The following is an 18061-nucleotide window of genomic DNA, read 5'->3' on the forward strand; positions in this document are numbered from 1 at the left end:
GTGGCGGCCGCCGCGGCGCTGGCGGCGTCGGCGACGGCCCTCGGCGCCTGCAGCAACAGCCAGGAGCCGGCCGGCCCGGGCACCCCCGCGCCCGCGGCGACGACCACCGAGCAGGAAGGCGGACCCGCGATGGCCGACGCCCCCACCCCGGCCGAGCTGGACGGCGCCGTGTTCACCAGCACCGCCGTCACCGGCCACGAGCTGGTGCCCGGTTCCGCGATCGAGGCGACGTTCCAGGGCGACACGGCTTCGCTGCACGCCGGGTGCAACCGGCTCTTCGGCGGTTACACGATCGTCGACGGCACGCTGACCGTGCCGCAGGCCGCGAGCACGATGATGGCCTGCGAACCCGCGCTGATGGAGCAGGACCAGTGGCTCACACAGCTGCTCGCCGCCGGGGCGACGATCGGCCTCGACGGCGACACGCTGACGTTGGCCGGCGCTGCGGGGACCCCGTTCGACGGCACGGCGATCACCTTCGCCCGGCAGGGCTGACTCCATCCCGTAGGTTCGGTCCATGGACCCCGTGACGAGCGCCCCGCAATGGTTCACCGACGCGCTGGCGGCCCGGCCGTCCCACGGCGAGGTCACGGTGGGCGGCGCGCGTGTGCGGTACCGGGTGTGGGACCGGCACGCCGCACCCCAGGACACCGCACCCCAGAACGCCGGGCCGCAGGACGCCGCCACGCCGGGGATCCTGCTGGTCCACGGCGGCGCCGCGCACTCGCACTGGTGGGACCACGTCGCCCCGCAGCTCGCCGACCGGCACCGGGTCGCGGCCCTCGACCTGACCGGCCACGGCGACAGCGACACCCGCGGCCACTACTCCCTGGCGCAGTGGGCGGACGAGCTCGTCGCCGTCGCCGAGGCGGCCGGGCTCGGTGCGCGGCCCGTCGTCGTGGGGCACAGCATGGGCGGCATGGTCACCTACGTGGCAGCGCACCGCCATGGCGATCGGCTCGGCGGAATCCAGGTGATCGACTCCCCCATCCGCCTGCGCACGCCCGCCGAGGAGGAGACGCGCGGCTCCGCGCTGCGCCGCCCCAAGAAGGTCTACCCGGACGTCGACACGGCGCTCGCACACTTCCGGCTGATCCCCGCCCAGCCGGTGACCTTGCCGCACGTGATCGACCATGTGGCCCGGACGTCGATGGGCCCGGTGCCGGGCGGCTGGTCGTGGAAGTTCGATCCCTCCATGACCGGCCGCGACGGCAGCGACCTGCTGGGCGCTGGGCCGCCGCCGTGCCCGATGGCCTACTTCCGCGCGCAGGACGGGATCATCGCCGACGACGTGTTCACGGAGATGCGCGCGCGCTTCGGTCCCGGGGCGCTGGTGTTCGAGCTGCCGCACACCGGCCACCACCCGATGGCCGACCAGCCGCTGCTGCTCGTCGCCGCCGTCCGGTCCGTGCTCGCGGCGTGGGCCGCGGACGGGCGGCTCCGGTAACCTCATGAAGTGACCGGATCCTCCCCTTCCCCGCACGTCGCCGGACCGGACTATCTCGTCGCCGGGCGGTACCGCCTGCAATCCCGGCTGGGCGGTGGCGGCATGGGGACGGTGTGGCTGGCGCGCGACGTGCTGCTGGACCGCGAGGTGGCGCTCAAGCAGATCGCGGACACCGTCGGCCTGCAGGCGGACCGCGCCGAGTCACTCCGCACCCGTGCCCTGCACGAGGGCCGCGTCCTGTCCAAGCTCACCGGCCCGCACATCACACGGGTCTTCGATGTGACGCTCGACCAGGGCGCACCGTGGATCGTTCTCGAATACGTGCCATCGTGCAGTCTGGCGCAGGTCCTGCACATGACGGGCACGTTGCCGCCGCAACAGGCCGCGCAGATCGGCGCCCAGGTGGCGGACGCGATGACGGAGGCGCACGGCGCGGGAATCCTGCACCGCGACATCAAGCCGGGCAACATCCTCATCGCAGACCGCGGCACCACGGCGGGCGTCGTGAAGATCAGCGACTTCGGCATCGCCCGGGCCGCCCCCGCGGCGGAGCCGGCCGCGGTGGCAGGATTCCCGGACCCGGCCGGCGTGGGCGAGGACGTCATCGTGGGCACTCCCGCGTACTTCGCGCCGGAGATCGCCCGCGGCCACACGCCGACGACGTCCAGCGACGTGTTCTCGCTGGGCGCCGCGCTGTATACGGCGATCGAGGGGCTGCCGCCGTTCGGGGTGGACGAGGACCACGCGGTGGTGCTGCACAACGTGGCCCGCGGCGAGGTCACGGCGCCGCTGTCCGAGCATCCGGCGATGGGCGTGGTGCTCGCGATGCTCGAGCCGGACCCCGCCCGGCGCCCCACCATGGCGGAGGCGCGCGACCGGCTCGCGCACGTCGCGGCCGGCGACGAGCTGGATCCCGGGCTGATGCTCACCTCGCCGCTGCTCGCCCCCGACGGCCGCATCCCCGTGTGGGTGCGCCGGGCGGGCGGCATCCGGCAGCGCAGCAAGGCGGTGCCGGGCAGCACCGTCGGCGGGCTCATCGCCGTGCAGCACGCCACACCTCTGGACCAGGTGCGCAAGCCGGACAACCCGGCGCTGGCCACGCTCACATGGGGGGCGCAGGCCCACGCCGAGCCGGCGCGCATCCACGCGGACGCGTCGTCGCGGGTACCCCGGCACTCGACGCCGGCCACGGCGCCCGGCTACGCATGGTTCCTGCGCGCCGCCATCGTGGCGGGGATCGCCGTCGTGCTGGTGCTGATCCTCGTCCTACTGGTCACCAGCATCTTCTGACCAGCCGCTCCGCGCCCGCGGTGCCGTATATTCGCACCGTCTACACGCCGCCGATGTGCGGCACTGCGGGCGCGGTGGAGGACGGGGTGCCGTCGCCGATGCGCGGCCACCCGCCGACCCAGCTGATCTTGTCGATCATCCCCTGACGGTTCTGCGGGCCCGCACCCAGGCGCGGAGCCGCCCGCGGCGCCGCGTGGTACATCGCCCAGTCGGCGCCGGTGTCGTCGGTGACCACAGTGATGTGACCGGGGCCCAGCCAGCTGACGTTGCCGGACAGGATCAGGTCGCCGCCCCCGTCGAGCATCGGAGTGCCCGCGGAGTCGATGTAGGGCCCCAGCAGGTTCTGCGACCGGCCCGCGTACACCCGATAGTCGCTCGCGGCACCGTTGCAGCAGTTCCCGGCCGAGACGTACAGGTAGTAGAAGCCGTTCTTGTGCTGGATGAACGGCGCCTCGTACCCGTTGCCCGCCACACGGACGGGCGCGGCTTTCGGGTCGTCCCCCGCCACCGCCGTGCCGTCGGGGGTCAGCGGGATCGCGTAGATGCCGCCGAAGTTGCCGACGAACACGGTGGGCGTGGGTCCGTCATAGGACACGTAGGGGTCGATGGTGCCGGGCACGCCCACTTCGGACGAGCAGAACACCGGCCGGTCCAGGTCGGTGAACGGCCCGGTCGGCGACGCCGCGGTGGCCATGCCGATGCACGGATCCGCCGTCCCGCCCACCGAGTAGTAGACGACGTAGGTGCCGTCGACGAGGTGCACGTCCGGCGCCCACAGCCCGCCTGCGGGGTCCACCCACTCCTGCTTGCCGGGGAACACGTTGCCCGCCGTCGTCCAGTCGACGAGGTTGGTGGAGCGGAAGATCGGCAGGTGGTGCATGCCGCCGCCGTCCTGCCAGTCGTCGGAGGTGGCGTAGAGGTAGAAGGTGCCGTCGGGTGCGCGCACCACCGACGGGTCGGCCGCGATGGGCAGCACCACCGGGTTGACCCCGGCGCCGAAGTCGACGCGCCCCGAGCCCGGCGCCAGTGAACCCAGCGAGCCGGTGGGGCCGGTGGGGTCACCGGACTGCGGAACCGAGCCCGCCGAACCCGACAGGCCTCCCAGGTCCAGCGTCCCGGGGACGGCCCCGGCCACCGCCGTTCCGCCGATGGTCAGCGCGGCCGCGGTGAGCGCCACGAGCAGGCCGTGGATGCCCCTGCGCCGTCGGCGCGAACGGGGACGGGCGCCGGAGCCGCCGCGCCGCGTCGCGGCAGTACGCAGACTTGCAGGGCGCAGGCCGACGGGCGGCGGGCGGGAGTTCGACGGGTCATCCGACGGCGCTGCGGCGGATGGCGGCACGGCAGTGGCCATGGGTTCCTCGAATCAGTACGCGGGATCTCGCATCGGTGTACGACAGGCGGCCGCGCCGACGGTTCTACTCCCCGCAGCTCGGGTGCACCCTCCAGCGCCCCGCGGCCGTCGGCGTCCCCTTCCGGACGTCTAGACGGTAACCGTTCTGTGACCTTTGCGTGACCGATTCGAATGAACTCGGATGAATTCGGCGCTCAGTCGAGCCGCCGCCGGCTCGCCCAACGCGTGAGCGCGTTGCGATTGGACTGCTGGGTCTTGCGCAGCACGTTCGACGCGTGCGTCTCGACCGTTTTGACCGAGATGAACAGTTCCTCGCCGATCTCCCTGTACGTGTAGCCGCGGGCGAGCAGACGCAGCACCTCCAGCTCGCGGGGCGTGAGCGAATCCAGTTCGGGGTCCAGCGCCGGCTCGGGCAGGGGCGAGCGGCCGGTGAACGAGTCGAGCACGAACCCGGCCAGACGCGGGCTGAACACGGCATCCCCGCCCGCCACCCTGCGGACCGCGTCGGCGAGCTCGGCACCGGAGATCGTCTTGGTGACGTACCCGCGCGCGCCCGCCCGGATCACGGCGATCACGTCCTCGGCGGCATCGGAGACGCTCAAAGCCAGGAACACCGGGTCCGGGTGGGCCTCACGGCCCGCCGTCCCGTCCACCGCGCCGTTGCCCGGACGGTCCACCCCGCGCAGCACTGCGACGCCGCCGCCCCCAGGCATGTGCACGTCGAGCAGCACGACGTGCGGGTGCGCGGCGCCGATGCCCTCGACGGCCCCGGCCACGTCGCCCGCCTCGCCGACCAGCTCGATGTCCGGTTCGCGGCTCAGCTCGGCGCGCACCCCCGAGCGGAACACCGCGTGGTCGTCCACCAGGTACACGCGCAGAACCTCACCCACTGACTGCTCCTTCGTCTCCGATCCGGTTCTCCGCGGCCCGCGGGACCGCGAACGGCATCGTCAACCGCACCTCGGTGCCCCGCTCGCTCCCGGAGCGGATCTCCGCCGCGCCGCCGTGCCGGGCGATTCTCGCACGGATCGAGCCGGTGACCCCCTTGCGGTCGGCGGGGATCGCGTCCGGGTCGAAGCCGACGCCGCGGTCGCGCACGAACACGCTCACCCGCATCCGCTCGTCGTTCGCGGCGGCCTCCGGCGGGGCCTGCCCCTCCGCGTACAGATCGACCCGCTGCGCCCCGGAATGCTTGGCCGCGTTCACCAGCGCCTCTCGCGCGGCGGCCACCAATGCCTGACAGGAGGGCCGGGCGCCGTCGTCCGCGGACCGCGACGCCGCGTCGATCTCGCCGACGAACACCGGGTCGATCGTCACCCCGTAGTGGTCCTCCACCTCGGCGCACGCCGCGCGCAACGCCTCGATGAGGCTGTCCTGCGCGGTGCGCGTGCCGCCGAAGAGCCACTGCCGCAGCTCGCGCTCCTGCGACCGCGCCAGCCGCAGCACCTGCTGCGGGTCGCCGGGCTGCTTCTGGATCAGCGCGAGCGTCTGCAGCACCGAATCGTGCAGGTGCGAGGCGATCTCCTCGCGTTCCGCGTCGCGGATGCGGGCGGCACGCTCCTCGTTGAGGGTGCGCACCATCCGCAGCCAGATGGGCACGGACAGCAGGCCCACCCCCACGAGCGTGACGACCACCGCCAGCAGCGACGAGCGCAGCGAGGCGAGGTCCACCTGGGCGAGCACCACCACGCCGAGTCCGACGACGACCAGGCTCACCCCGGCCACCACCCGCGCCCAGGTGAGTGCGGTGGGATGGCGCGGCATTCCGATGATCGACCGGGGCCCGTCGGCGTCGAACTCCCGCCACACCAGGGCCGCGCCGATGCCCACGACCACTATCGGCACGATCACCGACGCCGCGGATCCGCTCAGCAGCCAGCTGGACGCGAACGCGCCCGCGACGCCGAGCACGATGAGGCCGGTGGCGCGGCGACGCTCCGCCGACGAGGTGGTGCCGCCCTGGGCGCTGGGACGCATGAAGATCCACAGCAGCGCATAGGCGACGATGCCCGCACCACCGAGCACCGCGAGGAGAGCGAAAACCACGCGCACCTTGGTCGCGTCGACGCCGAGATGGTCGGCCACCCCGCCCGCGACCCCGCCGAGCACGCTGCGCTGGCGACGCCGCAGCGGCCGGACGGCCGGGTACGGCGCCGGCTGCGGTATCCGCGTCGGCGGGCGCTCGGTGGTCACACCCCGATCCTGGCACGCGCGGCCGTGCGCGGCATCAGGGCTTGCCCTGACGTTCCGGCGGCGGCCCCGGCACGATTCAGGGCGATCCCCGATGGTGCCTGCACGGCCGCGCGGCCACGATTGAGCACATGACCACTACGAGACCCACGGGGCCGCCCAAGCTCGACGGGATCGCCGACGAACTGCGGGACCTGTGGCGCACCCGGCCGGAGCGGCTGCGCGAGCAGGGCAAAATCGCCGGCGTCGCGGAAGGGATCGGCAGGCGCTACGACGTGGACCCGCTGCTGGTGCGGATCGCCTTCGTCGTGTCCGCGCTCTTCGGCGGGGCCGGCGTGTGGCTGTACATCGCATGCTGGCTCACGTTCCCGTCGCCGCGGCAGCCATACCAGGACCCGGCCGTGTACGGGTATCCGTACGGCGTACAGGGATACCCTCCCTACCCGCGTCCCCCCTTCCCGCACCCCGCCGCCTGGGGCCGGCCGGACAAGCCCCGCAACCGGTTCCGCGCCAGGAACATCGCACTGCTGGGCATCCTCGGCCTCGTCGCGGTGTCCACGCTCCCGGCCACCACCGGCCGGGGCAGCGCGGGGCTGCTCGGCGCGGTGCTCATGCTCGGCGCGTTGTACCTGCTCTACCGCCGGCGCCCGCGCCCGGCCTACGCCGCTCCCGCGCCGCATACCGCGGGAGCCGCTGCGGGACCCGTTGACGGCCCCGCTCAACCGGCTCCACCAGGCTCCGGGCCGTCGGCGGACACCGGGAACTCCGGCGTCCGCGACGAGGCCGCAGCGGAGGGAGCAGTCGGCGACGCCGGCACCGGAGGCGCCGCGACCCCGCCCGAATGGGATCCGCTGGGCGCCGCGCCGTTCGCGTGGGACCTGCCGACCCCGCCGCCGCAGCCCGCGCCCGCCGCGCCGAAGAAGCGCCGCTCGCGGCTCACCATGTTCACCATCGGGTCGGCTCTCATCGCAGCCGCGGTCGCCTCGGGAGTGTCGGTCGCCGGGGCGGACTGGCTCACCGCCCCGCGGATCGCGGCCGTCGCGCTCGCCGTCGTCGGCGCGGGCCTGGTTGTCGGGGCCTTCCTGCGCACCGGCTACGGTCTGCTCATCGTCGCCGCGCCGCTGGCCGGGTTCGTCATCCTCGGTTCGCTGGCCGTCTCACTCGACACGAGCGGCGGAGTGGGGCAACGCGAGTTCCACCCGACGACGCTCGCCCAGTTGCAGCCCGAATACCGGGTGGGCGCGGGCGAGATCCTCCTGGATCTGCGGTCCCTCGACCTCACCGCGGACACGACGGTGGACGTGAGCTCCACCGTGGGCCGTGTGGAGGTCATCGTCCCCGACGCCATGCGCGTCGAGGCCAACTGCCACACGACCGTGGGCGACAGCTCATGCCTGCCGGATGCGGCTGCCGCACCCCGTCCGGGACAACCCGGCGACAGTCCCCTTCTCACGCTCAACGCCGACAGCACCCTCGGAGAGGTGGTGGTCCGCCATGGCTGACAACACATTCCACGCGGAGCCCGGCGGCCCCGCCGACGTTCACCCGGACGCGGCATCCGACGTCGCAGCGGGGCACGGGGACCGCCGCGGACCGTCCGGCCCGATGCTGTGCGCCGCGCTCGCCGCGTTCGCCGTGGCCGTCTGGGCGCTGTTCGGCCCGTTCTCGCTGGCTTTCCTGGGCGCGGTGGACCTGCGGTGGGCGTTCGTCATCGCCGCCGGCGTCGTGGGGCTGCTGCTCACCGCGGGCCCGCGCCTGCGGCCCCGCAGGCGGCGGCACGGGGGCACGACGGGGAGGTGACGCCCGCCCCGCCCCGGCTGGTCACTCCCACTCGATGGTGCCCGGCGGCTTGCTCGTCACGTCCAGGACGACACGGTTGACGTCGGGCACCTCGTTGGTGATGCGGGTGGAGATCGTCTCGAGCACCTCGTACGGCAGCCGCGACCAGTCCGCCGTCATCGCGTCCTCGCTCGACACCGGCCGCAGGACGATCGGGTGGCCGTAGGTGCGGCCGTCGCCCTGCACGCCGACGCTGCGGACATCCGCGAGCAGCACCACCGGGCATTGCCAGATCTGCTGGTCGAGCCCCGCGATGGTGAGCTCCTCGCGGGCGATGGAGTCGGCGCGGCGCAGCAGCGCCAGGCGCTCCGCGGTGACCTCGCCGACGATGCGGATGGCCAGTCCCGGGCCGGGGAACGGCTGGCGGCCGACGATCTCCTCCGGAAGCCCCAGCTCGCGCCCCACAGCGCGGACCTCGTCCTTGAACAGCAGGCGCAGCGGCTCGACCAGGGTGAACTGCAGGTCTTCCGGCAGCCCGCCCACGTTGTGGTGGCTCTTGATGTTCGCGGTGCCGGAGCCGCCGCCGGACTCGACCACGTCGGGATACAGCGTGCCCTGCACCAGGTGGTCGACCGTCGCGCCGGTGGAGGCCGCGTCGCCGAGCACCTCGGAGACCGCGCCTTCGAAGCTGCGGATGAACTCGCGCCCGATGATCTTGCGCTTGCCCTCCGGGTCGGAGACGCCTGCCAGCTCACCCAGGAACGTCGACGCCGCGTCGATCGTCACCAGCCGGGCGCCGGTGGCCGCGACGAAGTCGTTCTCGACCTGACCGCGCTCCCCCTCGCGCAGCAGACCGTGATCGACGAACACGCAGGTGAGCCTGTCGCCGATGGCACGCTGCACCAGCGCGGCGGCCACGGCGGAATCGACCCCGCCGGACAGCCCGCACAGAGCGCGGCCGTCGCCCACCTGGGCGCGCACCTGCTCGATGAGCTGCTCGACGATGTTCGCGGTGGTCCAGGAACGCTCGAGGCCGGCGACGTCGCGCAGGAATCGGGTGAGCACCTCCTGGCCGTGCGGGGAATGCCGGACCTCGGGGTGGTACTGCACCCCGGCCAGGCGCCGGTCGAGGCACTCGAACGCCGCGACGGGCGCCCCCTCGCTGGACGCCGTGACCGTGAACCCGGCGGGCGCCTTCGTCACCGCGTCGCCGTGGCTCATCCACACCGGCTGCTGCTCCGGCAGGCCATGGTGAAGCGCGCCGCCGGAGACGTCCATCGCCGTGCGCCCATACTCGCGTCCGCCGGTGTGCTCCACGGTGCCGCCGAGCGCCCGTGCCATCGCCTGGAAGCCATAGCAGATGCCGAGCACCGGAACGCCCAGGTCGAACAGCGACGGATCGAGCGCCGGCGCGCCCTCGGTGTACACGCTGGCGGGACCGCCGGACAGGATGATGCCGGACGGATCTTTGGCGGCGATCTCCTGCACGCTCGCGGTATGCGCGATGACCTCGGAATAGACGCCGGCCTCACGGACTCGACGGGCGATCAGCTGCGCGTACTGCGCTCCGAAATCGACGACGAGCACGGGCCGGGCGGACTGCTGCAGGCGGAGTTCAGGCACCCGCACAGTCTACGATGCGGGGCCGGGCGTCCCCATCACGCCCGGCCCCGACCCCGCGCCCATCAAGCACTCTCCGTCGCTTCCACGCCCAGACCGAGCGGATTCCGCTTGGTCGAGGCGCGAGGCTCAGCGGCGACCGTGACGGCGCCGCAGGGAGCGAGCGCGGCCCCGGACAAAATCAGGTGAGGTCGATGACGCCGCAGCCGACGCGCTCACCCGATTCCGAAGTGAGGACGATAGCGCTGCCGCCCCGCCCGGTCAGTGATGCCACATCGATACCGGGAATCAACGTCTCCACAGCGCCGACACCGGAGCTGGACACCGGCAGCGTCAGGTCAAGCGGACTCGTTCCCCCGAGCAGGCTGCGCACGGCACCGGCGGAGTGAAAGCCGATTGCCGGATCGCACCGGCCATACTCGGTGAACCCGACCGTGTACAGGCCAGGATCGAGGTGGCCCCCCGAGATGTGCACATCGATAGCGACGTCACCCGAGATATCCTTGAGTTGAGCAACGCCTAAGGGCGTATCGCTCCGGTCGATCAACGGGACAGTCGCCCCGTTCACGGGCACCGCGGAATCGATCTCGTCGGGTATTTCGGCGTTGACGGACGGTGGGACCGGGTTGCCGGTGAACACCGCCGGCATCGAATACGTAGCGCTCTCCGGGGCAGGCTGCGCCTCGGTACTGCAGGCTGCCAGCGTCCAGACGGAGGCGAAGACCGCCGGGACCACCACGACCCATCTGCCGGTGCGGAACATTCGACTCACAACCGCCCCTCTCGTCTCGGCGCCGGTCACGTCGCACCGGCGGACTACACGTTCGTGCTGTATCCAATACGTTCGTGCTGTATCCAATACGTTCGTGCTGTACCCACTCGAGCCGCCGGAAAACACCGCCTTCGATCCCGCCGCCATCGTGAGGCGGTCCAGGCCGAATCGAACATGCGAGAACGCCCACGGACTCGTCTGCATGGCTCCGCCACCGCCTGCGGATCCCGCCCTGGTCTAGCGATGCCTCCTGGTACAGATCACCCTTTGACCAGGGTGTCCCTATCAGCACCAGGATGGTAGGCAAGTTGCTCGGCGGTGGCCGGTCGCTTGATAAGGCCCCCGGTCAAGCACCTGATCCGGGTCAATGAACGCATGGTCCGGCGCAATGCCACGAGGCACCGGCTATGCTCCGCCCGCCTGGATCGGCGTGATCGGCAGCCGCAGAGCGCCGGGCGCGTCCGCCGGGACGAACGGGCTGCGAGGCGCCACCGGCCGGATGCGCCGGTAGCCCTCACCCTGGGGCGGCCGCACGTCTGCGTCGCCCTTGTTGGGCCACATGGCGGCGGCACGCTCGGCCTGCGCGGTGATCGTCAGCGACGGGTTGACGCCCAGGTTGGCCGACACGGCCGCACCGTCCACCACGTACATCGTCGGATAGCCGTACACCCGGTGGTACGGGTCGATCACCCCGGAGCCGGGGCCGTCGCCGATCACCGCGCCGCCCAGGAAGTGCGCTGTGAGCGGAATGTTGAAGATCTCGCCCCACGTGCCGCCCGCGATGCCGTCGATCTTGTCGGCGATGCGCCGCGTCGCGTCGTTGCCCGCGGGGATCCACGACGGGTTGGGTTCGCCGTGGCCTTGGCGGCTGCTGATGCGCCGCCGCCGCAGCAGGCCCCGCTTGGTGAAGGTCGTGATCGAGTTGTCGAGGTTCTGCATGACCAGCGCGATGATCGTGCGCTCCGACCACCGCCGCACGTTGAGCATGCGCAGCGTCATCAGCGGGTGGCGCAGGATGAGCAGGAGAAGCTTGAGCCAGCGCGGAATCCGCCCGCCGCCGTCGGTCATGAGCGTCTGCAACAGCCCCATCGCATTGGAGCCCTTGCCGTAACGCACCGGTTCGATGTGGGTGTCGTCCGTCGGGTGGAACGAGGAGGTGATGGCGACGCCCTTGGTCAGGTCCATCTCCGGGTCCACCGCGAACTTGCCCGCGCCCACGATGGACTCCGAGTTGGTGCGGGTGAGCCCGCCGAGTTTGCCCGACAGCCCGGGCAGCGTGCCCGCGTCGCGCATCGCGTGCAGGAGGTTCTGCGTGCCCCAGGTGCCGGCGGCGAGGACCACGTTGGCGGCGGTGAAGGTGCGGCGCTGCTTGCGCATCCAGGCGCCGGTGCGTTCGGTGGAGATCTCCCACACCCCGTCCTCCCGCCGGCGCACGGCGGTGACGGTGGTCATCGGGTGCACCTGCGCCCCGGCTCGCTCGGCCAGGCCCAGATAGTTCTTGACCAGCGTGTTTTTGGCGCCATGCCGGCATCCCGTCATGCATTCGCCGCATTCGATGCACCCGGTGCGGGCCGGCCCGACGCCGCCGAAGTACGGGTCGTCCACCGTCTCGCCGGCCTCGCCGAAGTACACGCCCACCGGCGTCTGGATGAAGGTCTCGCCCACGCCCATGTCGTCGGCCACCGACCTGATGACCTCGTCGGCGGGGGTCATCGTGGGGTTCTGCACCACCCCGAGCATCCGCCGGCCCTGCTCGTAGTAAGGGGTGAGCTCGTCCTCCCAGTCTGTGATGTGCGCCCACTGAGGGTCGGAGAAGAACGGCCCGGTGGGCTTGTAGAGGGTGTTCGCGTAGTTCAACGAGCCGCCGCCCACACCCGCACCGGCGAGGATGAGGCAATCCCGCAGCATGTGCACGCGCTGTACCCCGTAGCAGCCGAGCCGGGGCGCCCAGAGGAACTTCTTGAGGTCCCAGCTGGTGGCGGCGAACTCGTCGTCGGCGTAACGGCGCCCCGCCTCGAGGACACCGACGGAGTAGCCCTTCTCGGTGAGGCGCAGCGCGCTGACGCTGCCCCCGAATCCCGATCCGACCACCACCACGTCGTAGTCCGGCCCGTCCACGCTGGGTGCCATGCCGTCTCCTCCACATCGACCGCTGCCTGAAGCCCGCGTGAGGGATCTTACTATAACGTCGGGTACCGGGTATACCGCCGGACCGGATCGCCGGCCGATTACCCCCGCACGCTCAGCTCGACGCGCTGGAACTCCTTGAGGTCGGAGTATCCGGACTTCGCCATCGAGCGCCGCAGGCCACCGACGAGGTTGAGCGAACCGAACGGGTCGTCCGCCGGCCCGCTCAGCACGGTGTCGAGGCTCGGGCGGTCGTCGAAGGTGACGGGCACGATGGCGCCGCGCGGCATGGACGGGTGCGCCGCCACCGTCGGCCAGTACCAGCCCTTGCCCGGGGCCTCCTCCGCGAGCGCCAAAGGCGTGCCCAGAACGGCGGCGTCGGCACCGCATGCGATGGCCTTGGCCACATCGCCGGAGGTGTGGATGTCGCCGTCGGCGATGACGTGCACGTACCGGCCGCCGGTCTCGTCCAGGTAGTCGCGGCGGGCCGCGGCGGCATCGGCGATGGCGGTGGCCATCGGCACGCCCATGCCCAGCACCTCGCCGCTGGTGGTGACGCCGTCGGCGGCCCCGTAGCCCACGATGACGCCGGCCGCACCCGTGCGCATCAAGTGCAGCGCCGTGAGGTGGTCGCTGACGCCGCCCGCCACCACGGGGACGTCGAGCTCATTGATGAACGTCTTGAGGTTGAGCGGCTCGGCGTCCCCCGCGCCCACGTGCTCGGCGGAGATGATCGTGCCGTGGATGAACAGCAGGTCCACACCCGCGGCGACGATATGCGGGGTGAGTGCGGCGGCGTTCTGCGGGCTCACCCGCACGGCCGTGGTGACCCCGGCGTCACGGATGGCGGCCACCGCTTGCCCCAGCAGGTCCGGGTCCACCGGCGCTGCGTGCAGCCGCTGCAGCATCCGGGTGGCCGCGGCCGGGCCGTCCTCGCCCTCGGCCACCTCGATGAGCTGCGCGAGCTTGTCCTCCACGTCGCGGTGCCGGGCCCACAGCCCCTCGCCGTTGAACACGCCCAGCCCGCCTCGGCGGCCCATCTCCACCGCGAACTCGGGCGAGACGAGCGCATCGGTGGGATGCGCGAGCAGCGGGATGTCGAACCTGTAGGCGTCCATCTGCCAGGCGGTGGACACGTCCTTGGCCGAGCGGGTGCGCCGCGAGGGGACGATGTCGATGTCCTCGAGCTGGTAGGTGCGCCGGGCTATGCGCCCGATGCCGATTTCCACGAGGTCACGCACGCGTGTCCCCTTTCCTGGTTCTCAGGGGCACGGCCCCGTCCATGACGGCCGACGACCGCCCGTCCTGCCGCTGCGGCACCCGGCGCGGTGCGCGCCGGGCACAGTGGCTCAGCGTGAATAGTAGTTGGGCGCTTCGACGGTCATCTGGATGTCATGCGGATGGCTCTCCTTGAGGCCGGCCGCGGTGATCCGGACGAACTGTGCGTCGTTGAGCTCCGCGATGGTGCGCGCGCCTGCGTAACCCATAGCGGCGCGCAGCCCGCCGGTGAGCTGGTGGATCACCGAGCCCAGCGGCCCGCGGAACGGCACCCGGCCCTCGATGCCCTCCGGGACAAGCTTGTCCTCGGAGAGCACGTCGTCCTGGAAGTAGCGGTCCTTCGAATAGGACTTGCCCTGCCCGCGTCCCTGCATCGCCCCCAGCGAACCCATTCCGCGGTACGCCTTGAACTGCTTGCCGCCCACCAGCACCAGCTCGCCGGGCGATTCCGCCGTGCCCGCGAGCAGCGAGCCGAGCATCGCGGTGGACGCCCCGGCCGCGAGGGCCTTCGCGACGTCGCCGGAGAACTGCAGGCCGCCGTCGGCGACGATGGGCACGCCCGCGGGGCGGCACACCGCCGCCGCCTCGAGGATCGCGGTGATCTGCGGCGCGCCGACGCCGGCCACGACGCGCGTGGTGCAGATGGACCCGGGCCCTACGCCGATCTTCACCGCGTCCACGCCGGCGTCGATGAGCGCCTGCGCTCCGCCGCGGGTGGCGACGTTGCCGCCGATGATGTCTACGCGTCCGGCTCCGGCCCGGCCGTCGACTTCCCGGCGCAGCCGGGAGATCATCTCCAGCACCCCGGCCGAGTGCCCGTGCGCGCTGTCGACGACGAGGACGTCGACGCCCGCGTCGACCAGGCTCATCGCGCGCGTCCACGACTCCTCGCCCACGCCGATGGCCGCGCCCACGAGCAACCGGCCGTCGCGGTCCTTGGTGGCGTCCGGGTACTGCTCGGTCTTGACGAAATCCTTGACGGTGATGAGCCCCGTGAGCGTGCCCGCTCCGTCGACGATGGGCAGCTTCTCGATCTTGTGCCGCCGCAGCAGCCCCAGCGCCGCCTCGGCCGAGACGCCCTCCTGCGCGGTCACGAGCGGGGCCTCGGTCATCACCTCGGACACCGGACGGCTCATGTCCATCTCGAAGCGCATGTCGCGGTTGGTGATGATGCCCACCAGCGCCCCCGCCTCGTCCGTCACCGGCAGCCCGGAGATGCGGAAGCGTGCGCACATCGCATCCACCTCGGCAAGAGTGTGCGACGGGCTGCAGGTGACCGGATCCGTCACCATCCCGGCCTCGGAGCGCTTGACCGTCTCCACCTGGCCGGCCTGCGCGTCGGCGGCCAGGTTGCGGTGCAGCACGCCCATCCCGCCCGCGCGGGCCATCGCGATGGCCATCCGCGCCTCGGTGACCGTGTCCATCGCCGAGCTGACCAGCGGTACACGCAGCCGGATATTGCGCGTGACCTGTGTGGAGGTGTCGACCCCGCCGGGGATGACCTCGGAGGCCGCGGGAAGGAGCAGGACGTCATCGAACGTCAGCCCGGTCATCGCGATCTTGTCATCGCGGTCGCCGCCGAACCTGATGTTGCCGTTTACCTGCCCGGCCGGATTGCTCATACGATGTTTGGCCTTCCTGGGTGTGGCCGCTGCGAATGGGGATGCGGTCCATGTTATCGGGATCCGCGCGTGCGGACCGCCCGGGCCGCGCGCCGCGAGACGCTCGTCACCGTGCATTACGGTGCATTACGCCTCCACCCCCGCCCGGCCCCGGGCCCGCCGTCCCCGCATTCCCCCGGACCGACGACGCGCGCATTGCGGGACTGCGGTGGCGGGTTCGGGTGCTCCCCAAGTACCGTGGGCGTCGTGCACGAGCATCTGCCGCCTGGCCTGCCGCCGGATCCGTTCGCGGGCGACCCCGCCGATCCGGCCGCTGCCTTCGACTCCCCGGAACCGGCCCAGCCGCTCGACGCCCATGAACGCCTGGCCGTCGAGGAGGACCTGGCCGACCTCGCCGTCTACGAGGCCCTGTTGGGCCATCGCGGCGTGCGGGGCCTGGTCATCGCATGCGAGGACTGCCACGACGACCACTTCCACGACTGGGAGATGCTACGCGCCAACCTCATGCAGCTGCTCGTCGACGGCAGCGTGCGCCCGCACGAGCCCGCGTTCGACCCGCAGCCGGAGGACTACGTCACCTGGGATTACTGCCGTGGATACGCGGACGCCGCGATGAACGACGCGTCGTTGTTCAGCGACGGCCACGACATCTGAGCCGGAGCGGGCACTCCGGGCCCGGCCACGACGGGCGCGGCTCCGGATCCCCACCGATGGCGATCGCCGCCGCGCCCTGAACGGGCTCGGCGGCGATCGTCGTTCTCTGCGTGTGCGCCGACCGGCGGGGCACGCTCCGGCCTGCGGCGTCGGCCCGACGACGAGTCAGTTTCCGTCGAGATCCGACAGCTGCTGCTTCTGCGGACCGGGGGTGGGTGTCGGTGTGGCTGTGCCCGGCGGCGGCACGTCCGCGCTGGATGACGGCGCCGGGGTCTCCGTCGGCGTGGTCGTCGGCGTGGTCGTCGGAGCCGGCGTGGTGGTCGTCGGCGGATTCGGCGCCGGCGCCTGCTGCAGCGGTAGCTGCGGCAGCTGCACATCCGGCAACGGCGGCAGCTGGATCTGCGGCAACGGCACGGAGATGTCCGGCAGGCCCGGCACCCCTTCGATACCGATCGACGGCGGCGGAGGCGAAGACGGAGGAGGAGTGGCCGTGCTTGTCGGCGCGGGCGGCGGCACGACGACGTCGGCCCCCACGGCGGGCGCCTCGGACTTCGGCCGGCCGGTCGCCTGCGCCCACAGGTCCGTGCGGGTGTCGTCGAGCTCGGTGAAGGCCGAGTCCCCGCGGATCTTCTCCATCTTCTCCGTGGCCGAGTCGAGCACCGCGAGGCAGCCGCGCAGGTCCCCCTTGGCCAGCAGGTCCTTCGCGTGGGCCAACTCGTCCCGGATGCTGGCCGCGGTGACGAAGTCCTCCGAACTCTGGCCGACGGGCTCGTCGGCGCCCAGGAAGTGCCCCGCCACGGCGATGCCGCCGAGCAGCACCGCCACCGAGGCGGCACCCGCGGTCACCGTCGTCATCCAGCGGTATCGGCGGCTCCGGCGCAGCGGCACCACCGTGCCCGCGCCGGCCTCCTCGATCCCCGACGCCAACGCCGCGGCAAGCTCGTCCTCCGACGGCATGCCGGGCATCGGGGTGCTCACGATCTGATGGCGGGCACCCGAGAACAGCACTGCGAGCTCGGCCTCGGCGTCGGACTCGGCCGGCACCTCGCCTCCGCGGAGTATCGATTCGATGAACTCGTCATCGTGCAGGATGGCGGCGAGGTCCGACCCGGGGGACTCGTCGCCCGTCGCGTTGTCACGCTCGGACACCCTGCTCACCCGCCTCTCCGAAAGTGTTCCTCAGCTTTGCGAGCGCCCTGTGCTGGGCCACGCGTACCGCTCCCGCGGTACTGCCCACCGCAGCGGCCGTCTCCTCCGCGGACATCCCGACGATCAATCGAAGAACGATGATCTCGCGTTGCTTGTCCGGCAGACCCTCAAGGAGCCGCTCCACACGCACGCGGGATTCCGAATCCAGATACGACTGCTCCGGGTCCAGGTATGTGCCGTCCTGGACACTGTTGCGCCCGATCTCATCCGGTATATCTGCGGTGGGCTCGGATTTGTTACGCGCGGACGAACGGTGCGCATCCGCGACCTTATGCGAAGCGATCCCGTAGACGAACGCCATGAACGGCTTGCCCTGGTCCTTGTACCGCGGCAGGGCCGTCACCACCGCCATGCACACTTCCTGCGCCACGTCGTCCGCCGAGCCGAAGCCCCGCTCGGCGAAGCCCACCCGTGCACGGCAGTAGCGCACGACGAGGGGGCGGATCTCGGTCAGCAGCCGATGCAGGGCGGCGCGACCGCCCGCCACGGCATCCGCGACATCTCGGGATACCTCGTCGTCCGGTCGCGTCATCGTGCCTTCAAGCCCCAGTCCTCGCCCCGCCTGCGAACAGCGGCGATGCATGTTTCAAGTCGATTGTCCCGCCCCACCCTATCGGCCGCAGGTGCGCCGGCGTGCACCGTGGCACCTCGGCGCCGTGCTGCGCGCCCCGATGCGCCGACACCGCGGCCGCTGATCACCGCGCGGCCGAGCGCCGCGCCGC

16 protein-coding genes are annotated in these 18061 nt (G+C 71.9%); 6 read left to right on the plus strand and 10 right to left on the minus strand.

The window, feature by feature from the left end; genetic code table 11:
* The 3 genes from JJ683_RS01385 to JJ683_RS01395 form a co-directional block, all read left to right on the plus strand.
* A partial coding sequence (locus JJ683_RS01385; protein WP_200170900.1) for an META domain-containing protein occupies positions 1-495 on the plus strand: 495 nt, incomplete at its 5' end.
* Between the two features lie 22 nt (positions 496-517).
* Positions 518-1447: an alpha/beta fold hydrolase gene (locus JJ683_RS01390; RefSeq protein WP_200170901.1), complete on the plus strand. Its 930-nt coding sequence runs from the start codon at positions 518-520 to the stop codon at positions 1445-1447.
* Between the two features lie 9 nt (positions 1448-1456).
* A complete protein-coding gene (locus JJ683_RS01395) occupies positions 1457-2737 on the plus strand; it encodes a serine/threonine-protein kinase (protein WP_307810621.1) in 1281 nt (426 codons plus the stop codon).
* 40 nt (positions 2738-2777) lie between these two features.
* On the opposite strand, the gene JJ683_RS01400 is transcribed toward JJ683_RS01395, so the two are convergent.
* From JJ683_RS01400 to JJ683_RS01410, 3 genes are all read right to left on the minus strand, one after another.
* The gene (locus JJ683_RS01400) at positions 2778-4088 is read right to left on the minus strand and encodes a family 43 glycosylhydrolase (protein ID WP_200170902.1); all 1311 of its coding nucleotides are present in this window, start codon (positions 4086-4088) and stop codon (positions 2778-2780) included.
* Positions 4089-4282: 194 nt separating this feature from the next.
* Positions 4283-4966, minus strand: coding sequence for a LuxR C-terminal-related transcriptional regulator (locus JJ683_RS01405; protein WP_200171023.1), 684 nt, complete (start codon positions 4964-4966; stop codon positions 4283-4285).
* Positions 4967-4970: 4 nt separating this feature from the next.
* Entirely contained in the window at positions 4971-6281 is a 1311-nt protein-coding gene (locus JJ683_RS01410) for an ATP-binding protein (RefSeq protein ID WP_372435215.1), read from the minus strand.
* Between the two features lie 128 nt (positions 6282-6409).
* On the opposite strand from JJ683_RS01410, the gene JJ683_RS01415 reads away from it, so the two are divergent.
* Together JJ683_RS01415 and JJ683_RS01420 are read left to right on the plus strand one after the other, a co-directional pair.
* Complete coding sequence (locus tag JJ683_RS01415) at positions 6410-7780, plus strand: PspC domain-containing protein (protein WP_200170903.1); 1371 nt, start codon at positions 6410-6412, stop codon at positions 7778-7780.
* Complete coding sequence (locus tag JJ683_RS01420) at positions 7773-8078, plus strand: hypothetical protein (RefSeq protein ID WP_242474310.1); 306 nt, start codon at positions 7773-7775, stop codon at positions 8076-8078. The genes JJ683_RS01415 and JJ683_RS01420 overlap by 8 nt, the downstream gene beginning before the upstream one ends.
* Before the next feature lie 21 nt (positions 8079-8099).
* Here the strand turns inward: JJ683_RS01420 and guaA are convergent, their stop codons facing one another.
* The 5 genes from guaA to guaB form a co-directional block, all read right to left on the minus strand.
* On the minus strand, positions 8100-9680 hold the full coding sequence (gene guaA / locus JJ683_RS01425) for a glutamine-hydrolyzing GMP synthase (RefSeq protein WP_372435216.1): 1581 nt from the start codon (positions 9678-9680) through the stop codon (positions 8100-8102).
* A 178-nt stretch (positions 9681-9858) separates the two neighbouring features.
* Positions 9859-10449, minus strand: a complete 591-nt coding sequence (locus JJ683_RS01430; protein WP_200170904.1) for a superoxide dismutase family protein — start codon at positions 10447-10449, stop codon at positions 9859-9861.
* Positions 10450-10854: 405 nt separating this feature from the next.
* Positions 10855-12579, minus strand: coding sequence for a GMC family oxidoreductase (locus tag JJ683_RS01435; protein WP_200170905.1), 1725 nt, complete (start codon positions 12577-12579; stop codon positions 10855-10857).
* Positions 12580-12677: 98 nt separating this feature from the next.
* Entirely contained in the window at positions 12678-13817 is a 1140-nt protein-coding gene (locus JJ683_RS01440; RefSeq protein ID WP_200170906.1) for a GuaB3 family IMP dehydrogenase-related protein, read from the minus strand.
* 108 nt (positions 13818-13925) lie between these two features.
* Positions 13926-15476: an IMP dehydrogenase gene (guaB, locus tag JJ683_RS01445; protein WP_200170907.1), complete on the minus strand. Its 1551-nt coding sequence runs from the start codon at positions 15474-15476 to the stop codon at positions 13926-13928.
* A gap of 246 nt (positions 15477-15722) precedes the next feature.
* Here guaB and JJ683_RS01450 point away from each other — a divergent pair, with 246 nt between their 5' ends.
* Complete coding sequence (locus tag JJ683_RS01450) at positions 15723-16130, plus strand: DUF5319 family protein (protein ID WP_182346141.1); 408 nt, start codon at positions 15723-15725, stop codon at positions 16128-16130.
* A gap of 165 nt (positions 16131-16295) precedes the next feature.
* Here the strand turns inward: JJ683_RS01450 and JJ683_RS01455 are convergent, their stop codons facing one another.
* On the minus strand, positions 16296-17288 hold the full coding sequence (locus JJ683_RS01455) for an anti-sigma-D factor RsdA (RefSeq protein ID WP_200170908.1): 993 nt from the start codon (positions 17286-17288) through the stop codon (positions 16296-16298).
* Positions 17266-17871, minus strand: a complete 606-nt coding sequence (locus tag JJ683_RS01460) for a sigma-70 family RNA polymerase sigma factor (RefSeq protein ID WP_200170909.1) — start codon at positions 17869-17871, stop codon at positions 17266-17268. Before JJ683_RS01460 ends, JJ683_RS01455 begins: the two co-directional genes overlap by 23 nt.
* Positions 17872-18061: the final 190 nt, after the last annotated feature.

Origin of the sequence: Tomitella cavernea, from assembly GCF_016599145.1 — a bacterium.
Taxonomy (GTDB): domain Bacteria; phylum Actinomycetota; class Actinomycetes; order Mycobacteriales; family Mycobacteriaceae; genus Tomitella; species Tomitella cavernae.

Coding starts and splice junctions, on each gene's coding strand:
- JJ683_RS01415 (WP_200170903.1), top strand. CDS start 6,410: ATGACCACTACGAGACCCACGGGGCCGCCCAAGCTCGACGGGATCGCC.
- JJ683_RS01390 (WP_200170901.1), top strand. CDS start 518: ATGGACCCCGTGACGAGCGCCCCGCAATGGTTCACCGACGCGCTGGCG.
- guaB (WP_200170907.1), bottom strand. CDS start 15,476: ATGAGCAATCCGGCCGGGCAGGTAAACGGCAACATCAGGTTCGGCGGC.
- JJ683_RS01435 (WP_200170905.1), bottom strand. CDS start 12,579: ATGGCACCCAGCGTGGACGGGCCGGACTACGACGTGGTGGTGGTCGGA.
- JJ683_RS01420 (WP_242474310.1), top strand. CDS start 7,773: ATGGCTGACAACACATTCCACGCGGAGCCCGGCGGCCCCGCCGACGTT.
- JJ683_RS01460 (WP_200170909.1), bottom strand. CDS start 17,871: ATGACGCGACCGGACGACGAGGTATCCCGAGATGTCGCGGATGCCGTG.
- JJ683_RS01400 (WP_200170902.1), bottom strand. CDS start 4,088: ATGGCCACTGCCGTGCCGCCATCCGCCGCAGCGCCGTCGGATGACCCG.